This window comes from Kribbella sancticallisti (assembly GCF_039530625.1).
Lineage (GTDB): Bacteria > Actinomycetota > Actinomycetes > Propionibacteriales > Kribbellaceae > Kribbella > Kribbella sancticallisti.
The window spans coordinates 398,475-415,550 of record NZ_BAAAOS010000020.1 but is presented as its reverse complement, the minus strand read 5'-3'; the positions used below and the strand labels follow the sequence as shown (position 1 = coordinate 415,550).

Below are 17,076 nucleotides of genomic sequence, written 5' to 3'. Positions count from 1 at the left end.
CTTGGCGGGTGCGGGGACGTCGAAGGCTTCGGCGAGGTCGGTGAGGATGGACCAGGCGCCCTGCAGCCCGACGCCGGTCATCCAGGTGGTGTCGGAAACCTCGTGGACCTTGGGGGCGAGCGGCTTCCACGCCGCTGTGGCGAGGTTCAGCCGAGGTTCGGCCGTGGGTCGTCGCTGTGGCGGCGTGTAAGGGCGTCGCGGAGTGCGGCTTGATCGCCCTCCCGGACGTGTGCAGACTCAGGATGAGAATGGCTGCGACGTCAACGGCAGGAGGGCGGCAATGGCCACGGCCCGGAAGATACTGCAGGAGCAATTTCACGACTCGTGCAGCCACCTGGACAAAGTCCTCGCAGGCATCCAGGAGGACGAGTTCTTCTGGGAGCCGGTCGCCCACTGCTGGACGGTGCATGACCGCTCGGAGCGTCGCGCGGCCCATGCCGACGGGGCCGGACGCTGGGTCATCGACTACGAGATCCCCGAGCCCTCTCCCGCACCAGTCACCACCATCGCCTGGCGTACGGTGCATATCGGCGCCGTCAACTATCTGTACTGGGACTACGCCTTCGGCCCCGCAACGGCGTCCTTCGACCTCGAGATGCCCGGCGACGCCGACACCGCAATCGTCTGGCTCCAAGCAAGCCAACGCCCCCTAGTCGAAGCACTGTCGAACTTACCCACCGACGACGCCCTGGACGACCAGGTACCAACCAACTGGGGCGAGCTCATGCCAGTCAGCCGCATCTTCACAACGCTGGTCAACGAGCAGGTCCACCACGGCGCCGAAATCTCCTTACTCCGAGACCTTTATCGAAACCGGGAAACCCTAGGAACCGCCCGCAGCTGACCGCCCACAGCAACCGCGGCCAAGGGGGTCCCGGGGGCGGAGCCCGCGGGGGTGTGGGGTTCCACCTCCACAAAACACGGCAGGCGATCATCGCTCGCGCTTTCTGCGAGCAAGGAAAGCCCAATCGACCGCGCCCCGGCAGGGTTGTGACTCAACACGTTTGGCGACAGGTGTCTCAACGGCCACCAGCCATCACGCCCCCAGGCAAACTTCAGTCCCACCACCACTAGCTGGCTCAGTCAGCACGCTGCCCAGCCGCTCACAAGCGCCCAACCCCGACAAGTCGCAGGGCAGCTCGTCCGCATCTCCGAGCAGGTGTCGTGCACAGGCCGATCAGGTCCTCAGAGCGGCAGTGCGCAACACCCTCGAAGCCCCGAGGGAAGCGCCGACGCCGTTCAGTTGGCGGAGTGGGTGTTGTCAAGTGTGGACGTGGTCGACTGGTGCCTGCGGACAGGAGGTGTGCGTCCGCTGCCGCAGTTCGTACGTGGGACGGCCGGTTGGATCGCCGTGCAGGGGCGATATGTCCTGTCGGTAGGCACCGCCTCGGTCCCGAATTCAGCGAGCACCGGTGCGGCGAGCCGCGGCGCGGCGGCCGCCCGCCTGCGGCTGGCGTTTGGTGGGTGGGCGGCCGAAAGTTTGGGTTTGCTACCGATATCTCGGTCGCCAACCCTGCGTCTCGGACGCCTGCCCACCAGATGAGCGACGGGCGGCCGGCGCTCAGCTCGGATTCTTGGCACCCGGGGCCGTGTCCGCCAACTGAACGGTGTCACCTTTCGAGAGGCCAGCCGAAGTGGCGGAGTGCGCCGAGTACGCGGGGTGGATCGAATTCGAGGGTGACGGTGCGGAGTACCTGGAGGTCGTGGTCGAGGAAGGTGAGGTGGGGTGGCTCGAAGATGTCGGGGTCGTCGTCCCAGCGGACCAGTGCCACGTCGTCGCGGCGGATCGTCCAGCCGCGGCGCCGCCAGCCGGACTCGTCGCGCACCTCGGTACGGCTGATCACCAAGGCCTCAGGGCTCGCCAGGACCACGATCGCGACAACGACTACTACTGCAATGACCACCAGGGCCACCGGAAGATCGACCCATTGCCTGACGACGAGCAGGGACCCGACGCCGCCTCCGACGGCAGCGATCACACCCGCGACCGAAAGGCGAGCGAAGCGGGAGAGCTCGATCCGTGCGCGGTCGGGCTGCTGTCGCGCGGATCTGCTCATACGATCCTCCCGATCCTGGTGCGGGTGACGAGCAGCCAGCCGAGCATGAAGCATCCGAACAGTCCACCAAGCAGGACGACGACGGCCTTGACCTCGGCCGGTACGCCGATCGGACGCAACGCGACCGCAAGCAGTATCAGCACCGGCCCTTGCAGCACGAACGCGGCGAACGAGCTACGGCGCAGCCGATGCCAGACAGGATGATCCGCCACCAGTCGTCGCTGGGCGAAACCCAGCAGCCACAGCGAGCCGAAGACAACGAGCAGCCCTTCATAGGCCGCGAGCAGCAGCGCGTCACCGCTCCAGCCGCCCAGGTATGGCTCGCTGTCGGCGGCCAGGTTGTTCAGGTTAGTCACCGCCGCGTAGACGGGAGCGGCGACGGCGCAGCCCACGACGATCCAGCCGCTGGCACGGGACAGCCGCCGGGGTACTTGCTGGCTGAGGCCGTGGCGCGCGCCGAGGATGCCGAGTGCGAACAGCCCGACCAGCTGCGGCCACTGCCACACATGCAGGTCGAGGTATTCAGCGCCACGAGCTGAGAATCCCAGCCGCACAAGGAAAGTGGCCGCGGTCACCAGAGCAGCCGCGCAGACCATCCCAGTCACCGTGAAAGGGCTCGATCCGGAGTGGCGTTGCGGCCAGGGGAGCGCCGCGAGAGCGACGTACCCGATCGAGAACAGGAGCAGTACTTCCGCGAACCAGAGTCCACCTGAGTCGACCAGTCGCTCGCGGCCAGTGAGCAGGAAGCGGTACGAGACGGTTCGGCCGGCGGATCGGTAGGCCACCCACATGCACAGCGGCCAGATCACCACGACGCTGGCTAGGAAGGGTACGCCGAGCCGTAGGCATCGCTCCTTGACGAACCGCCGAGCACCCTTGCGTTGCAGTGCGGGTGGTGTGAACAGCCCGGCGATGAGGAAGAACGTGCCCATCAGAAACAGTGCGGTCGGGCCCAGGATCGAGGCGAGCACCAGCTCGACCGTGGGGCGGAGCCTCACTTCACTGACTTCGTCGTACGCCCACCCGCCGACGTTCGAGTAGCCCAGCACTGCGTGCCCGCCGATGATCCAGACGACCAGGATCGTGCGCAGGGTGTCCAGCGGCGCCGAGCGCCCGAGCCGAACCGCGTCACGGTTCGAGTACTGCGTCATACCCACAAACCTACCCACGACCCGCCGCGCTCGTTGCAGCAACTGACAGTTGTGCGGAATCGGGCTAGATCACTACGATCCGGCTCTCGGGGCGTCGGAGGCGACTTCCGCTCGCTGGGACCGCTGACCGGCTTCCGTGGCTTCAAGGCGATGACGGTGATCAGCGAGACCGCGACCTACGACACCCTGCTGATGACGACGAACGCCGGTGCGCTCTGGACCGCTCACATCCCGATCGCGGCCGGCGCCAAGCCGGTGATGAAGCTCATCCGGTCGTCGGGCTGGTCGGCGTACGAGTCCCTGGTCGTCCAGGGGTGCGGCAGCCGCGGCGGCTCGCTGGTCGTTGGTGTGGACCACAACACCCAGGCCGGCTACCTGTACGCGATGAGCAAGGCGAACGGTACGGCGACCGCGATCGTGTCCTACGGCAAGATCCCTGCCGTGTTCAACGGCGTTGACCACGTGTCGCTCACCACGCACTACGACCAGCTGGTCGGCGAGTAGTCAGGCGAGGGGGCTTGGTTACGGCCAAGCCCCCTCAGTCAGTAGATGCCGAGGGTGCCGCGGCGTTTGGCGGCGCGTTGGCCGAGGGCGAAGACGGCGATGCCGGCGGTGAAGTAGGCGACGGACGTGGCGGTCAGGGGGACCAGGCCGCCCGTGCCCCAGGTGGTGATGGGCTCGTGGGCGAGGAGGGTCTTGTAGAGGCCGCCCACCGCGTCGGTCAGGGGGAGGAAGTGACTGATGCGTGCCCACCAGGTCGGTACGTCGATCAGGGGTAGCGCGCTGGCGCTGAAGAGCATGACGACGACCATGGCGGCGTCGTTGACCAGCTGGATCCGCTTCCAGACGAGGGTCGCACCCGCGATGATCAGCGAGACGCCGATCGCGGCGAGCATCCCCATCGCGAGCGGCAGGAGTGCGCCGGCGGTCCAGCCGATGCGTAGCGGAACGAAGACGGACACGATCCCGTACGTCGCGGCCGCGACGAACACCGTTTCGACGAAGGCGGCGGCCACTCGCCCGGCGGCGACGACCAGCCAGCTCGGCAACGGAGAGAGGAAGACCTGTTCGATGGTGCCGGCCTGGATCTCCCCGAGCAGCCGCCAGAACATCTTCACGACCTGCATGTAGAAGAAGACGAACGGGACGAACCAGACGACCATGACCGAGGTCGTCTCGCTGTCGAGGCGCCAGGCGATCCTGCCCGCCGCGATCTGGCCGCCTTGGCCGAGCAGGGGGCCGAGAAGCAGGACGAAGGCCGCGAACATCGGCAGCTCGATGAGGATCTGCAGACGCTCGGACCAGGCGAACCGCAGCCCCTTGCGCACCTCGTTGAGCATGGCAACGCCGAACAGCATCATGGGCTCAGAGCCCCTTCCCGTTTCGCCCGGCGCAGCGTGGCGGCGTAGCCGGCGAGACCGCCCGCGAAGAGCACCGTGGTGTGGACCAGTAACCACGGCAGCGTTCCGTCCGACCAGCTCGCGGCGAGTCCGCCGGTCGTCATGGTGGTGTTGAGTGCCTGTACGCCGAGCGCAGTGGGCACGAAGTGGGTGAAGATCTCGACGCCATCGGGAAAAGTTGTGACCGGCACCAGCATCCCGCCGAAGAGCATGATCACCATGTTGAACACGTGCGTGATCGCGCCGATGCTCGCCACCCGGATCGTGAAGGCGATGATCAACAGTCCGTACCCGAGTGCGTCCAGCACAGTCAGAGCTGCCGGTACCAGAGCCGTGATGTGCCAGCCGTACCCGAGATCGAACACGACAGTGAACGCGATCGCGAGCGGGGTCGCGGTGACCAAGCCCACGACGCCGAGCGCAGCGAGCCGCCCGAGGACCTGGAGGTACGGCGACGCGGGGCTGAGCTGGGTCTGCTCGAGGGTGCCGCCGTTGATCTCCTCGGCGATGCCACCGCTTCCATCGATCGCCACCGCCTGCGCGACGACGACGGCGAGCAGGCCGGGCAAGGTGAGTGCCATCAGTTCCTCGACGACATGGCCGCCACCGATGAACAGGCTGATCCCCAAGTAGTTCAGCGCGCCGAGGATGACGCCGACCGCCACCATGCCTTTGCGGTGCCAGGCCAGTCGCAGCCCTTTGGCGGTCTCGTTGCCGAGCAGCCTGACCTGTAGCGCCAGTTCTGGCTGTGCTGAAAGGACCGCGGTGGTCACGACGCCCTCTTTTCCGAGTGGGTTTCGGCGTCGTCGTGCAGCAGTTGCAGGAAGACTTCCTCAAGCGTGGGTTGGGCCTTCTCCACGGACAGCAGGGTGGCGTTGGAGGTGCGGATCCGGTCGAGAACGTCATGCAGGCTGTCCGGCTTGTCGCCTGGCAGGCGTAGCTCCAGCTCATAGCGGTCTTCTGCGTGGCGGGCGAGGAGTTCCGCGGTGGGCAGGTCGGCGATGATCTCGCCGTTACGGATCACTGCGATCCGGTTCGCCAGTTCCTGGGCCACGGGGAGTTGATGCGTGGTGAGCACGATCGTCTTGTGCTCGTCCTGCGCCAGGTGTGCGATCCAGTTCTTGAACGTGCGGGCCGATTCGACGTCGAGTCCGATCGTGGGCTCGTCGAGCAGCAGGATCGGCGGGTCGGTGATCAGCGCGGCGGAGACAGCGACCTTCTGCTGCATCCCGCGCGAATACGAGCCGACCGGTTCGTGCCGGCGCTGCCACAGGTCGAGGTCGCGGAGCAACTGCTCGGCCCGCGCCCGGATCTCGGCAGAGCGCAGTCCCTTGAGCCGGCCGAAGTACAGCAGGTTCTCCCACGCCGACAGCGGCCAGTACACGTTGCGCGAGCCCTCCAGGACGGCTCCGATCAACCGGACCGCGTCGCTGCGCTGTTTCGCGACGTCGAAGCCCCCGAGCCGGATGGTCCCGGCGGTCGGGGTTACGAGGCCGCAGATCATCTTGATGATCGTGGTCTTGCCGGCGCCGTTCGGGCCGAGTAGTCCGATCACCTCACCCCACGGCACCGACAGCGTCGTGGGTCGGACCGCGGGACGCGAATTCGCGCCGCGGCCGTAGGTCTTTGTCAGGCCGGCGAGGTCGATCGCCGGACCGTCGGCGTCGGATGTGCTTGCCATGACACCAATCCCTTACTTACGCCATAAGTACCTCTTTCTGGGCAAGCTACGACTTATGGCATAAGCTTTCAAGAGTGGTGACGCGATCGGTTCCGAAAGCCCGCGCCCCGTTGAGCAGGCGCTTGGTCATCGACGCTGCGCTGCGCTTCATCGACGAGAACGGGCTGGGCGCGCTGAGCATGCACAAGCTCGGCGCCACCCTGCATGTGAAGGGCATGTCGCTGTACAACCACGTCGGCAGCAAGCTGGACCTTCTCGACGGAGTCGTCGAAAAGCTCTGGACCGAGGTGGAGGAGGCCGCCCCGGCGCACTCCGACTGGCGCGAGGGCGTGCGCTCTTTCGCCTATGCCATCCGCGACATGGTGCGCCGCCATCCGAACGCGGCGGCATTGGTGCTGAGTCAGAGCGTGATGCCCGAGGCGGCCCTGAGGCTGGTGCAGACCCATATCGCCGTGCTCACGAAGGCCGGGTTCCCGGAGTCCCGGGCGTACGACGTCCTGCGTACCGTCACGTCGTACGCCCTCGGCTCGGCACTGGCTGAGGTCACCTGGGACTTCGGACGCCCCGGATGTGCCCCGAACGTGAACGACCTGCTCCGGCCCGGCACGCCCCCCGACCTCGTGGCCGTCGCCCAGGTCTTCTGCGGCCAGTCCGACCCGGACACCCAGTTCGCCCTGGGCCTCGACCTCATGCTCCGCGGCCTCGACACTCGGGCTTGACCGGACCCCGGCACAGGGTCCCGGGTCAGCTCGGGTAGGTGAACGGTGCGGTGGGTGAGGTGTTTCGGCGCCGTGAGGGTCTCGCGGAGGATCCGGTACGACGAATCGAGTTCGAGTTCACCGTAGATTCCTTCGGCCGGGAGGCCGAACGTGGCTACGGTGTGCCCATCCGCGCCTCGCCGCGAGATCGTCGTCGGGTCGGGTGGATCGTCGCACGGTTCGCTGTCGAGGAACTCGGGGCCGTCGACGGTGAGCGTCCTGGCCGGCGGTGCCGGGCGGCTGGTGTCGCTCGTCACGGTCGGGACCATTCGTTGAAAACTACCGTAGATAGTAGACGTACCAGATGGTTCGAGATCCTTGGAGGTTGAGGTAGTGATGATGTCCGGATCCGACCGGGTCCCGACGTACACCAGGCTTGCCGTCGGCGCGCTGGCTGCCGGTCTCGCGCTGCGGGTCGTGGGGGTTCCGTCGATCGACCTGCACGGGCCACTGCACTACCTCGGCATCATGGATCCGCTCTGCGGAGGCACCCGAGCGATGTACCTGCTCACCTCGGGTGACCTCGCCGGCGCTGCCCGCTACAACCCCGTCGTGTTTCCACTTGCCATCACCATCCCCGCTCTCGCGGTGCGTGCGGCAGTCGGGTGGATCACCGGCCGATGGCTGACGGTCGAGCCCTCGAGGTCTGTCCGCCGTACGCTGTGGATCACCGCCGTCGTACTGCTGGTGGCTCTGGAGATTCGCCAGCAGTCGCACGCTGCCCTGCTGATGGAGAGCTGGAACTGACCTGATCGCGGGAACTGCGGGCCATCTACTATCGTCCTTCGTATGTCGCCACGGTGGCGGCAGGTCCTGTCCGAGGTCGAGGAGGTCAGCTTGATGGCACGCAGCACCCCACCGGCGCGCAAGACCCGGAAATCGCCGGCCAAGGTCGCCGTGACACCGCCGACCGGGCCTGGGCTGGGTACGCGTGGATGGCTGACCATCAGCTCCGTGCTGGTCTTCGCCGTGATACTGTCCATCGTTCTGCCGCGCGTGATCGGCAACGGTGGCGGTCAGGCCGGGGCCGACGGCGGTGATCCCGGCGTGGCTCATGTTCACGGTCTCGGGATCGACCCGGCCGACTCGACGCTGTACGCCGCGACCCACTTCGGCGTGTTCCGTATTCCCGCCTCGGGACCGGCGACGCGGATCGCCGATCGCTATCAGGACACGATGGGCTTCACCGTCGTCGGCCCACGGCACTTCCTCGGCAGCGGGCACCCGGACGAGCGAGAGAACAAGCCAGGCCGGCTGGGCCTGATCGAGAGCACCGACGCGGGTCAGACCTGGCGCGCGCTCTCACTGGAGGGAGAGGCCGACTTCCACGCGCTGAAAGCCGCGCACGGCCAGGTCTACGGGTTCGACTCCGGCACCGCCCGATTCATGGTGACCACGGATCGCCGGACCTGGCAGACCCGCAGTATCACTCCGATGATCGACTTCGCGGTCAGCCCGGCCGGCCCGGACACGATCCTTGCGACGACACAAGAGTACGGGCTGGCCCGCAGTACCGACGGCGGGCGGTCGTTCGCACCCGTCAAGGACGCGCCACCCGTCGTCGTACTCGCCTGGCAGGCTCCGGATGTGCTGTACGGCGTGACCATCACCGGCGCTGTGATGGCCAGTCACGACGCGGGCGGCAGCTGGCAGCAACAGGGCTCGCTCGACGGCCGGCCCGAGGCCCTGGTTGCCGAGAGCAAGGACAAGATCTACGCCGCCACCGAGTCAGGCATCTACGCATCCACCGACGGCGGACGCACGTTCACCCTTCGCTACCGCGGCTGAGCGGCCTGCCTCGGGACGAATTCACCAGCCCCGACCCTCCGTCGGATATGTGCGCGACTGTCACCGGAGTACGTCGGTAGCCGAGCTTGACCCCGGACCGTAGTACAGGGTCGATCGTGGGCAGTGACCTCGGAGGGAGCGGACGATGCGTATCGACCAACGTTGTTCACCAGCCGCTGAGCAGGGCGTGGCGCGATGGCGGGGAAGAGCGATCGGGCCTTGGGGTACCGCGGCACGAGCGCTCGCCGGTGCGGGCGGGATCGCTCTGGCGCTCGTCGTGCCGCACGAACGTCCGTTGCTGGATCTCGCCGGGGCGAGCTCCGACGTCATGGGCCTGCTGTTCGGCCTCGTGGTGGTGCCGGCGGCGCTGACTCTGGCCGTCCGCTCACGGGGCCGGAATGCGCCCCGGCTTCACCTGGGTCACGGCGCCGCCTGCCTGGCAACGCTGCTGACCATCGTCGCCGCGCAGTTCTACCCCATCGCGGTCATCCTCGCCGTCGCCGGTCCCTTGGTGCTGCAGGCGATTCTCGGGCGCGCCGGTTGCGAACTGCTCGCCGTACCGAACCTGCTCCTACGACGCGACGACTACCTCTTCTGCCTCCCGTTCAGCCCGATCGACACCTGGGAAGCTGGGAAGCCGCAGTTACGGTGACGGACAGCTGCAGACCTCGTGGTTTGTGGTGATGGGATTGTGGTCGATGCTCTCGATTGTCTGGACCATCAGGCGGCAGAGCCGGCCGGGGCCTGGTCCTTGGCAGGTCGTAGCTGAATGTGCCAAGGAGTCCCGCATTCGGCGCAGGTCGGCGATTTTGCGGTCCAGGTCGGCCAACCGGGCGGCGGTGATCGCGCGTGCCTCGGCGCAGCTCGCGGCGCCGCTGTCTCCGAGGCGGAGCAGGTGTTCGATGTCGGTGAGTGAGTATCCGAGCTCCTGCGAACGCTTGACGAACCGCACCAGGTGCACGGCCCAGTCCGGGTAGTTGCGGTAGCCCGACGGCGTCCGCTCCGGCGCCGGCAGGATCCCGCGGCGCTCGTAGTAGCGCAGGGTCTCAGGGTTCACCCCGGCTTTCCTTGCCAGCTCGCTCGTCCACATCTCACCACCATGAACCCTGGGCCCGGCTACAGGTCAAGATGCCTCGATGATCTGACAGACGACGGCCTCCCCACCGGCGCGCCGGGCTTGATCGGCGGTACGGCGTGCCGCCAGCAGCGCTCGCCGTAGCTGGCGCAAGTCGGCCAGGGTGCGGTCGATGTGGGCGAGGTGAGCGTCGAGCAACTGGGCGACCCGGCCGCAGGGTTGGGCGCCGCCGCGCTGGAGTTCCAGGATGTCGCCGATCTCGGCCAGAGTGAGGCCCAGAGCCTTCGCTTGGCGGATGAACCGCAGTACGGCGATGTCGTCATCCGTGAACAACCGGTACCCGGCCGCAGTGCGCTCGGTGGGCGATAGCAGCCCCTTGGCCTCGTAGATCCGAATGGCCTTGCGAGTCACCCCAGTCTCTCGGATGGCTTCACTGACTGTGTGCGTCACGAGAGAACTCCCTTCTTGACCTGGCCCCAGGGGCCTGGTTCTAGCGTCACAGACAACGAGGGAGTTGTCATGAACGAGCAGCTGGTACTTCGGGTTCTAGGGATGGACTGTGCCGCGTGTGAACAGCGGCTGGCGTACGCCGTTCGCCGGGTGGAAGGCGTTCGCTATGCCGTCGCGGATCACGGTACGGGTGTGCTGGAGGTCCACCTGATGCCGGGGACTGACCGGGAGGCGGTGGCTGCGCGAGTTGTCGAGGCCGGCTTCACGGTCACGGGTGTGGAGACCCGGTGATGAGCATGCCTACCTGGGCGGCTGAGCCGAGCAGCGTCCCGGGGCACTGCAGGATCAGAGCACGGATCGCGGGGCTGCACTGCTCGCTGTGCACCGGCACCATCGAGAAGGCTCTCGGGCGGCAACCCGGGGTGGCGAAGGTCGCCGTCAGCTTGACGCATGAGCAGGCGCTGGTCGACTACGACCCTGAGCAGATCAGTGGTCAGCAAATCCTCACGACTCTGCGGGACATCGGCTACGAGTTGTACGACCCGCGCAAGCTGCGGCCGTTCGAGGAGGAAGAGACTCAGCTGGTGCGCGAGGGCGTGCGGCTGCTCGCTGCCGTCGCCGCGAGCCTCACGGCCATTGCCTTGATTGCGGGCGCGGGACTGGTCGGTGCGATGGTGTCGGCATCGGCGGTGGCGCTCATGGTGCCGGTGGCGGCCGTGATCCTGAAGCCTGCCGGTGGCCTGCGCGCGATGCTGGGTACGTTCGCGATCGTCGCCCCCGGCGCGGCCGCCCTTGCGCTGCGGTTCACCGGTGCGGTGAGTGCCGCGGCTGCCGGGTGGTTCAACGCCGTGCTGGCGGTGGGGATGATGACCGTGGTCACGCCGCACTTCGTCCGGATGGCCTATCAGTCCGTACGGCGTGGAATCCTCAACCAGCATGTGCTGCTGGAAGCAGGTGCCCTGGCGGGCGTGGCCGGAGGGATCATCGGGCTGACCGGGATCCTGCCGAACTATCCGACGGCGGCGTTCTTCGCCGTCACCGTACTGATCACGACGTACCACACTTTCTCGGAGTGGCTGTCGCTGTTGGTCAAGACCCGATCTAGCCAGGCGGTCAAGAAGCTCCTCGATCTCCGCCCGCCCACGGCCCGGGTCGTGCGCGACGGCGCCGAGGAGGAGATCGACCTGGATCAGGTGACGGTCGGGGAGGTGGTGCGCGTTCGCCCTGGCGAGCGGGTTCCGGTCGACGGCACGGTCCGTGATGGGCACTCCGTGCTGGACCTGTCGATGGTCACCGGCGAACCAGTGCCTGTCGAGTGCGGGCCGAGCGACGACGTGGTCGGCGGCTCGGTCAACGGCACCGGCACGCTGCTGGTGCAGGTCACGCGCGTGGGGGAGGAGACCTTTCTGGCGCAGATCGTCCGGCACGTCGAGGATGCCCGCGCGCTCAAACCCGGCATCCTCCACCTGGTCGACCGCGTACTGCGGGTCTACACGCCGTTCGTCCTGCTCGCATCGTTGCTGGCCCTCGCCGCTTGGCTGGCCGGTACGGCGGCTGCGGGCGACCTTGACGCCCGCCGCGCAATCTTCGCCGGGCTGTCGGTGCTGGTGATGGGCTACCCGTGCGCGGTCGGCATCGCCGCGCCGCTGGCCATCGTGCGCGGCGCCGGCGAGGCCGCCGAGGAGGGGATCGTGATGCGCACCGGCGAGGCGTTCCAGACCCTGCGCCAGGTCCGCACGATGGTCCTGGACAAGACTGGCACGCTCACCATCGGCCGACCAATGGTTCGCGGCATCGTTGCCCAGGGCATCGGCGAGGACGAACTGCTGACCCTCGCTGCGGCCACCGAACACCCGTCTGAACATCCGCTCGCCCGAGCAGTGGTCGCCGAAGCCACGGATCGCGGTCTTGCGTGGCCGCAGGCCGGTGAATTCAGATCACTCACCGGTCTGGGCGTGACCGCCGATGTGGCTGGTCGCTCGGTGCTGGTAGGGCGGCCCGCGTTGCTGACGGAGTACGGCATCGACGTCGGTCCTTTGCAGGAAGTGATCGACCGGTGGACGTCGAGCGGGCACACCGCAATCGCGATTGCCGTCGACGACCAGGCTGCCGGGGTGATCGCGCTCGGCGACACCCTCCGGCCGGAGGCCACCGAGGTCGTCGCCGCGCTTCGTGACGCCGGCATCAGTCCGGTATTGCTCACGGGTGACAACCAGCGTGCCGCCGACTTCGTCGCCGCGCAGGTCGGCATCGAGACGGTGTACGCCGAGGTGCGCCCCGGTGACAAGGCTGCCATCGTCCGCGAGCTGCAGCGCGACGGCCGGAGAGTGGCCATGGTCGGCGACGGGATCAACGATGCGCCGGCATTGATGCAGGCCGACGTCGGGATCGCGATGGGCACCGGCGCCGACATCGCAATGGAGTCCGCCGACGTCATCCTGGTGCGCGACGATCTGCACCTGTTGCTCGACGCCCACAGCATCAGCCGCACCAGCTATCGCAAGATCAAGCAGAACGTCGCGCTCGCGTTCACCTTCAACGGTCTCGGCATCCCGGCGGCCGCCACCGGCCTGCTCTCTCCGGTGTGGGCGATGATCGCCATGGTGCTGTCGGTGACCGCCATCTTCGCCAACTCCATCGGAGCCCGGCCGACGCTACTCTTCCAGGCCATCACCAGCGTCGGCCGATCAGGAGGCACAGCAGGAAAGGGCCGGACCGGCGTACCGTCGAACCGCGCGTCTCCCTGAATCGTGGTCCAGCCCTAGGTACTTGCGGATGCGTAGGGCGGCGATCAGGGCCTTTGACGGTATGCATCCGGTGTTCACGTTCCGCCCAAGGTGCCGCGCTCGATCATCACCACCGACTGACCCAGCGCCGACGCGCGGATCGCCGCGGCGAACGCCGCACCACCCGACCCGATGATCGCGAGGTCTGCCGTGTGTGTCATTGGCCGGCTTCGGCAGTGATGGTGTCGGGGTCGAGGATCGTGACCTTGCCGCGGCTGAGTTTGAGCAGGCCGCGGTCGGCGTACTCGCCGAGCACCTTGGTGGCGGTCTCGCGGGAGGTGCCGGTGAGCGCGGCGATCTGTTCGTGGGTCAGCGCCAGCTGAACACCGCGGCCGAGGGGGCGTTTCTGCTGCTCGCCGGCGAGTAGACACAGGGTGCCGGCGATGCGTTGCGGCACGCTCTTGAAGACGGTGTCGGACAGGCGCCGTTCGAGCTCGGCGACCCGACGGCCGAGGATCTCCGAGATCCGGATCGAGATGCGCGGATCGGACAGCAGGAAGCGGTGTACGTCGGCACGCGCCATCACGCACACGACGACGTCGTCGAGCGCCTCGGCGAAGTTGTCGTGCATCTGCTGCCCGAGCAGCAACATGTCGCCGAAGATCGTGCCGGGCGTGATCAGCGCGGTCGTGAGCGCGCGGCCGTCGGGGGAGATCCGGAAGATCCGCACCCGGCCCTTCTTCAGGATGAACAGGGTCTCGACCGGCTGGTGCGGTGAGTACAGCAGGTCGCCGGCGGAGTACGTCTTCATCGGTGCCGCGGCGGCGATGGTTTCCATCTCCGCAGCGGACAGATCGGCGAAGATGTCGACTTCGGCCATGCACCAGATGTCGTCGCCGGTGGCTCGTTCCACGTCGGCCCACTCCTCGCGTTGTCCGGGCGCCCAGGGAGCCAGGGTGCCGGGCTGCTGGTCGAGGGCATCCAGTCCCTCAACCAGACAGTACCGCGCCTCTGCATCATCCACGACGCACCGCTACCGTGTTCATGAGACCTCCTTCGCCGCCTCCAGAGCGACGGTACGTCGGCTCGCCGGGTGGATCGGTGATCGCGCTTACAGTTCGCGCCGTACCACTGACGGGACAGTGGTACGGGGTAGACCGACGACCAGTTGCGGCAGTTGTTGCAGCCGAAAGGGAAGGCGCCACGATGTCCAGCACCGTTGATGTGGTTGTGATCGGGATGGGCCCAGGGGGTGAGGCGCTGGCCGGGCGGCTCGCGGAGGCGGGCCTGCGCGTCGTCGGCGCGGATGCCCGGCTGGTCGGCGGCGAATGCCCGTACTACGGCTGCGTCCCGAGCAAGATGATGATCCGGGCGGCCAACAGCCTCGCCGAGGCCCGGCGTGTGCCCGAACTGTCCGGGGGCAGCCAGGTCGCGCCGGACTTCGCGCCTGTTGCGGCGCGGATCCGGGCGGAGGCCACCGATAACTGGGACGACCAGGCAGCGGTCGATCGCTTCACCGCAAAGGGTGGCCGGTTCGTCCGCGGCTCCGGCCGGATCACGGGTCCCGGCACGGTCCGGATCGGCGACGAGGAGTTCATCGCGACCCGTGCGATCGTGCTCAACACTGGTACGGATCCGGCGATCCCGCCGATTTCCGGGCTGGTCGGTACGCCGTACTGGACGAATCGCGAGGCGATCGCGGTGGAGACCGTGCCGGAGTCGCTGATCGTGCTCGGTGGCGGGGCGATCGGGCTTGAGCTCGCACAGGTCTTCGCCAGGTTCGGCACCCGTGTGAGCGTGGTCGAGGTGGCTGACCGGATCCTGCCGCTGGAGGAGCCGGAGGCCAGCCAGGTAGTGGCCGAGGTTCTCATCGCCGAAGGACTCATGGTGTACACAGGAGTCCAGGCGGAGGCGGTGGTCCACGACGGTACCGCCTTCACCGTGAAGACCGTGCGTGGTGAGCTGACGGCGGAACGGTTGCTGGTGGCAACTGGTCGTACGACGGACCTCGCCGGCCTGGGCCTGGCGTCGATCGGGCTGGACACGAACCGCGGATTCGTGGCCACCGATGAGTACCTGCGGATCGTGGACCACGTCTACGCGATCGGTGACGTGACGGGGAAGGGTGCGTTCACTCATGTGTCGATGTACCAGGCAGCGATCGCCGCGCGCCACATCCTCGGTGAGGACGGTCCGGGTGCCGAGTACCACGCCGTACCGCGGGTGACCTTCACCGATCCCGAGGTCGGTGCGGTCGGGCTGACCGAAGTACAGGCCCGTGAGCGAGGCATCGACGTACGCACGGCCACCACGGCCGTGCCCAGCTCCGCCCGCGGCTGGATCCACCAGACCGGCAACGAGGGCGTGATCAAGCTCGTCCAGGACGCGGAGCGTGGTGTCCTCGTCGGCGCGACCTCGGTCGGACCGTCTGGCGGTGAGGTGCTCTCTGCGCTGGCCGTGGCCGTGCATGCGGAGGTTCCGGTCGACCGGCTCCGGCAGATGATGTACGCGTACCCGACGTTCCATCGCGGCATCGAAGACGCCCTGTCGAGGTTGGCGTGACCAGCTGGCCGGCGATCAGCGCCGAGCAGCTGCGTGGGGTGAAGCCCGGCGACTCCACCTGGCCCCGGACCGTTCCTTGTGGCCGGGTGGTCCGGCCGGAGGAGGTGTGGTCCGGCCGGGCCACCGGCGTCAGGCGTCGTGGCCGGCGCGCTAACTTGGAACGAATGATCCAAGTTGCCGGCGCGGACCGACGCCGAACCCGCGACGAGAAGGGGAGATCGATGGAGTTCACCATTCACGACGAGCGCAGCGCCCCGGCCGAGGTCGGTCCGGCGCTGACAGAGATCCGCAAGCGCCTCGGCTTCGTCCCGAATCTGTACGGCGTGATGGCCGAGTCGCCTGAGGCGCTCAACGCGTACCTGGCGCTCTCGAAGCAGTTCCGCAACTCGTCACTCCCCACGGGCGGCCAGGACATCGTTTGGCTCACGGTCAGCCGGCTCAATGCCTGCCGGTACTGCATGGCGGTGCACTCCACCAACGCCCTGCGGTCCGGGCTGGACGCTGAAGTGGTCGCTGCGCTGCGGGAGGGTGTGCCGTTGGCCGATCCACAACTGGAAGCCATCCGAAGGTTCACGCAGACCGTTGTCGTTGAGCAGGGCAACGTTCCCGACGAAGAGGTACAGCAGTTCCTCTCTTCAGGGTTCGCACAGCGGCAGGTCCTTGACGTCATGGTGGGCGTGGCGATGAAGACTCTCTCGAACTACGTCAACCACCTGGCTCACACCCCATTGGACGATGCGTTCATGGCCCAGGCATGGGTTGGCTGATCCCCGGCCCAGTGTCGTTGCAGGCAGCCCTCCTGCTCGGGTTCGTTCCGGGCCAGCGCCCCCGTCGCGCTGACCCGCCCGAACAAGAAGCAGGCCCCTGAGCGCGGGTCGAGGGCGTCGAAGCCCTCGACCCGATCGAGCGGCTCGTCACCGCTGGTCACGGCGTACCGTCAGTGCGATTTGGAGAGCATTGGCCGGCCCATCATGTAGCCGGCGACGAGCAGGAGTCCGTAGATCAGGTGGCCGGCGAGGCTCCACCACTGGTTCGCGCCGACCTTGAAGACCATGTCGTCCATGCCCAGCCACGCCGGCATGATCCAGAGAGCGCCGACGACCCACCACACGGCGCCGTACAGGAGTCCGAGCACCATGGCCGGACCGCGGTTCGTCAGCCAGCGGGAGAGCAGAACGACGAAGACCACCGCGAACAGCGCCGAGTTGAACAGGTGGATGAGCCAGCCGAGGCCGGCAGACGGACTCGAGATCAGGTCGCCGACGAGGCCCATGACCTTGACGCCCGGCATCATCGCGGGATCGGCGTCACGGACCTGCATGATGATGCCCAGCGGGAGCCCGGCCACCACACCCGCGACGATCGCGGTGACGAGGTTCATGGGTAGTGCACGCATGGAAGCTGTCGCGCCTGTTGTAGCCATGAAAG

Annotated in this window: 20 protein-coding genes; 10 read left to right on the top strand and 10 right to left on the bottom strand. The window is 67.4% G+C overall.

Going from position 1 to position 17,076, the window contains the following annotated elements; translation table 11 throughout:
* Positions 1-280 precede the first annotated feature (280 nt).
* A complete protein-coding gene (locus ABD255_RS18585; RefSeq protein ID WP_344215526.1) occupies positions 281-844 on the top strand; it encodes a DinB family protein in 564 nt (187 codons plus the stop codon).
* A 766-nt stretch (positions 845-1,610) separates the two neighbouring features.
* Here the strand turns inward: ABD255_RS18585 and ABD255_RS18580 are convergent.
* The gene (locus tag ABD255_RS18580) at positions 1,611-2,057 is read right to left on the bottom strand and encodes a hypothetical protein (RefSeq protein WP_344215525.1); all 447 of its coding nucleotides are present in this window, start codon (positions 2,055-2,057) and stop codon (positions 1,611-1,613) included.
* Positions 2,054-3,208, bottom strand: a complete 1,155-nt coding sequence (locus tag ABD255_RS18575; RefSeq protein WP_344215524.1) for an acyltransferase family protein — start codon at positions 3,206-3,208, stop codon at positions 2,054-2,056. The genes ABD255_RS18580 and ABD255_RS18575 overlap by 4 nt, the downstream gene beginning before the upstream one ends.
* Before the next feature lie 150 nt (positions 3,209-3,358).
* Between ABD255_RS18575 and ABD255_RS18570 the strand changes: the two genes are divergently transcribed.
* The gene (locus tag ABD255_RS18570) at positions 3,359-3,712 is read left to right on the top strand and encodes a hypothetical protein (protein ID WP_344215522.1); all 354 of its coding nucleotides are present in this window, start codon (positions 3,359-3,361) and stop codon (positions 3,710-3,712) included.
* Between the two features lie 38 nt (positions 3,713-3,750).
* Here the strand turns inward: ABD255_RS18570 and ABD255_RS18565 are convergent, their stop codons facing one another.
* From ABD255_RS18565 to ABD255_RS18555, 3 genes are read right to left on the bottom strand one after another with little or no spacing between them, the layout of a single operon-like run.
* A complete protein-coding gene (locus ABD255_RS18565) occupies positions 3,751-4,569 on the bottom strand; it encodes an ABC transporter permease (protein ID WP_344215520.1) in 819 nt (272 codons plus the stop codon).
* Positions 4,566-5,381 (bottom strand): ABC transporter permease, encoded by an 816-nt coding sequence (locus tag ABD255_RS18560; protein ID WP_344215518.1) that lies wholly within the window; start codon positions 5,379-5,381, stop codon positions 4,566-4,568. The genes ABD255_RS18565 and ABD255_RS18560 overlap by 4 nt, the downstream gene beginning before the upstream one ends.
* Positions 5,378-6,289 carry an ABC transporter ATP-binding protein gene (locus tag ABD255_RS18555; protein ID WP_344215516.1) on the bottom strand — a complete coding sequence of 304 codons (912 nt, stop codon included), beginning with the start codon at positions 6,287-6,289 and terminating at the stop codon, positions 5,378-5,380. Before ABD255_RS18555 ends, ABD255_RS18560 begins: the two co-directional genes overlap by 4 nt.
* Positions 6,290-6,411: 122 nt before the next feature.
* Here ABD255_RS18555 and ABD255_RS18550 point away from each other — a divergent pair, with 122 nt between their 5' ends.
* The 4 genes from ABD255_RS18550 to ABD255_RS18535 all read left to right on the top strand — a co-directional run bounded on the left by ABD255_RS18550 (position 6,412) and on the right by ABD255_RS18535 (position 9,487).
* Positions 6,412-7,008 (top strand): TetR/AcrR family transcriptional regulator, encoded by a 597-nt coding sequence (locus ABD255_RS18550; protein ID WP_344215515.1) that lies wholly within the window; start codon positions 6,412-6,414, stop codon positions 7,006-7,008.
* A 378-nt stretch (positions 7,009-7,386) separates the two neighbouring features.
* Positions 7,387-7,794 carry a DUF2752 domain-containing protein gene (locus ABD255_RS18545; RefSeq protein ID WP_344215513.1) on the top strand — a complete coding sequence of 136 codons (408 nt, stop codon included), beginning with the start codon at positions 7,387-7,389 and terminating at the stop codon, positions 7,792-7,794.
* Between the two features lie 42 nt (positions 7,795-7,836).
* Positions 7,837-8,835: a F510_1955 family glycosylhydrolase gene (locus ABD255_RS18540; protein ID WP_344215511.1), complete on the top strand. Its 999-nt coding sequence runs from the start codon at positions 7,837-7,839 to the stop codon at positions 8,833-8,835.
* Positions 8,836-8,980: 145 nt separating this feature from the next.
* On the top strand, positions 8,981-9,487 hold the full coding sequence (locus ABD255_RS18535) for a hypothetical protein (RefSeq protein ID WP_344215509.1): 507 nt from the start codon (positions 8,981-8,983) through the stop codon (positions 9,485-9,487).
* Here ABD255_RS18535 and ABD255_RS18530 read toward each other — a convergent pair.
* Together ABD255_RS18530 and ABD255_RS18525 are read right to left on the bottom strand one after the other, a co-directional pair.
* On the bottom strand, positions 9,479-9,925 hold the full coding sequence (locus ABD255_RS18530) for a MerR family DNA-binding protein (RefSeq protein ID WP_344215507.1): 447 nt from the start codon (positions 9,923-9,925) through the stop codon (positions 9,479-9,481). The genes ABD255_RS18535 and ABD255_RS18530 overlap by 9 nt on opposite strands.
* A gap of 33 nt (positions 9,926-9,958) precedes the next feature.
* Positions 9,959-10,360: a MerR family transcriptional regulator gene (locus ABD255_RS18525; protein WP_344215504.1), complete on the bottom strand. Its 402-nt coding sequence runs from the start codon at positions 10,358-10,360 to the stop codon at positions 9,959-9,961.
* Between the two features lie 69 nt (positions 10,361-10,429).
* On the opposite strand from ABD255_RS18525, the gene ABD255_RS18520 reads away from it, so the two are divergent.
* Both ABD255_RS18520 and ABD255_RS18515 read left to right on the top strand, forming a co-directional pair.
* Complete coding sequence (locus ABD255_RS18520) at positions 10,430-10,651, top strand: heavy-metal-associated domain-containing protein (RefSeq protein WP_344215502.1); 222 nt, start codon at positions 10,430-10,432, stop codon at positions 10,649-10,651.
* A complete protein-coding gene (locus tag ABD255_RS18515) occupies positions 10,651-13,107 on the top strand; it encodes a heavy metal translocating P-type ATPase (RefSeq protein ID WP_344215500.1) in 2,457 nt (818 codons plus the stop codon). Before ABD255_RS18520 ends, ABD255_RS18515 begins: the two co-directional genes overlap by 1 nt.
* Before the next feature lie 74 nt (positions 13,108-13,181).
* Here ABD255_RS18515 and ABD255_RS18510 read toward each other — a convergent pair whose 3' ends face one another.
* The gene (locus ABD255_RS18510; RefSeq protein ID WP_425554454.1) at positions 13,182-13,307 is read right to left on the bottom strand and encodes an FAD-binding protein; all 126 of its coding nucleotides are present in this window, start codon (positions 13,305-13,307) and stop codon (positions 13,182-13,184) included.
* The gene (locus ABD255_RS18505; RefSeq protein WP_344215498.1) at positions 13,304-14,110 is read right to left on the bottom strand and encodes a Crp/Fnr family transcriptional regulator; all 807 of its coding nucleotides are present in this window, start codon (positions 14,108-14,110) and stop codon (positions 13,304-13,306) included. Before ABD255_RS18505 ends, ABD255_RS18510 begins: the two co-directional genes overlap by 4 nt.
* Before the next feature lie 182 nt (positions 14,111-14,292).
* Here ABD255_RS18505 and ABD255_RS18500 point away from each other — a divergent pair, with 182 nt between their 5' ends.
* The gene (locus ABD255_RS18500; protein ID WP_344215497.1) at positions 14,293-15,648 is read left to right on the top strand and encodes a dihydrolipoyl dehydrogenase family protein; all 1,356 of its coding nucleotides are present in this window, start codon (positions 14,293-14,295) and stop codon (positions 15,646-15,648) included.
* Between the two features lie 221 nt (positions 15,649-15,869).
* A complete protein-coding gene (locus ABD255_RS18495; RefSeq protein ID WP_344215495.1) occupies positions 15,870-16,415 on the top strand; it encodes a carboxymuconolactone decarboxylase family protein in 546 nt (181 codons plus the stop codon).
* A gap of 170 nt (positions 16,416-16,585) precedes the next feature.
* On the opposite strand, the gene ABD255_RS18490 is transcribed toward ABD255_RS18495, so the two are convergent.
* Positions 16,586-17,071: a hypothetical protein gene (locus ABD255_RS18490; protein WP_344215493.1), complete on the bottom strand. Its 486-nt coding sequence runs from the start codon at positions 17,069-17,071 to the stop codon at positions 16,586-16,588.
* Between the last annotated feature and the right edge of the window lie 5 nt (positions 17,072-17,076).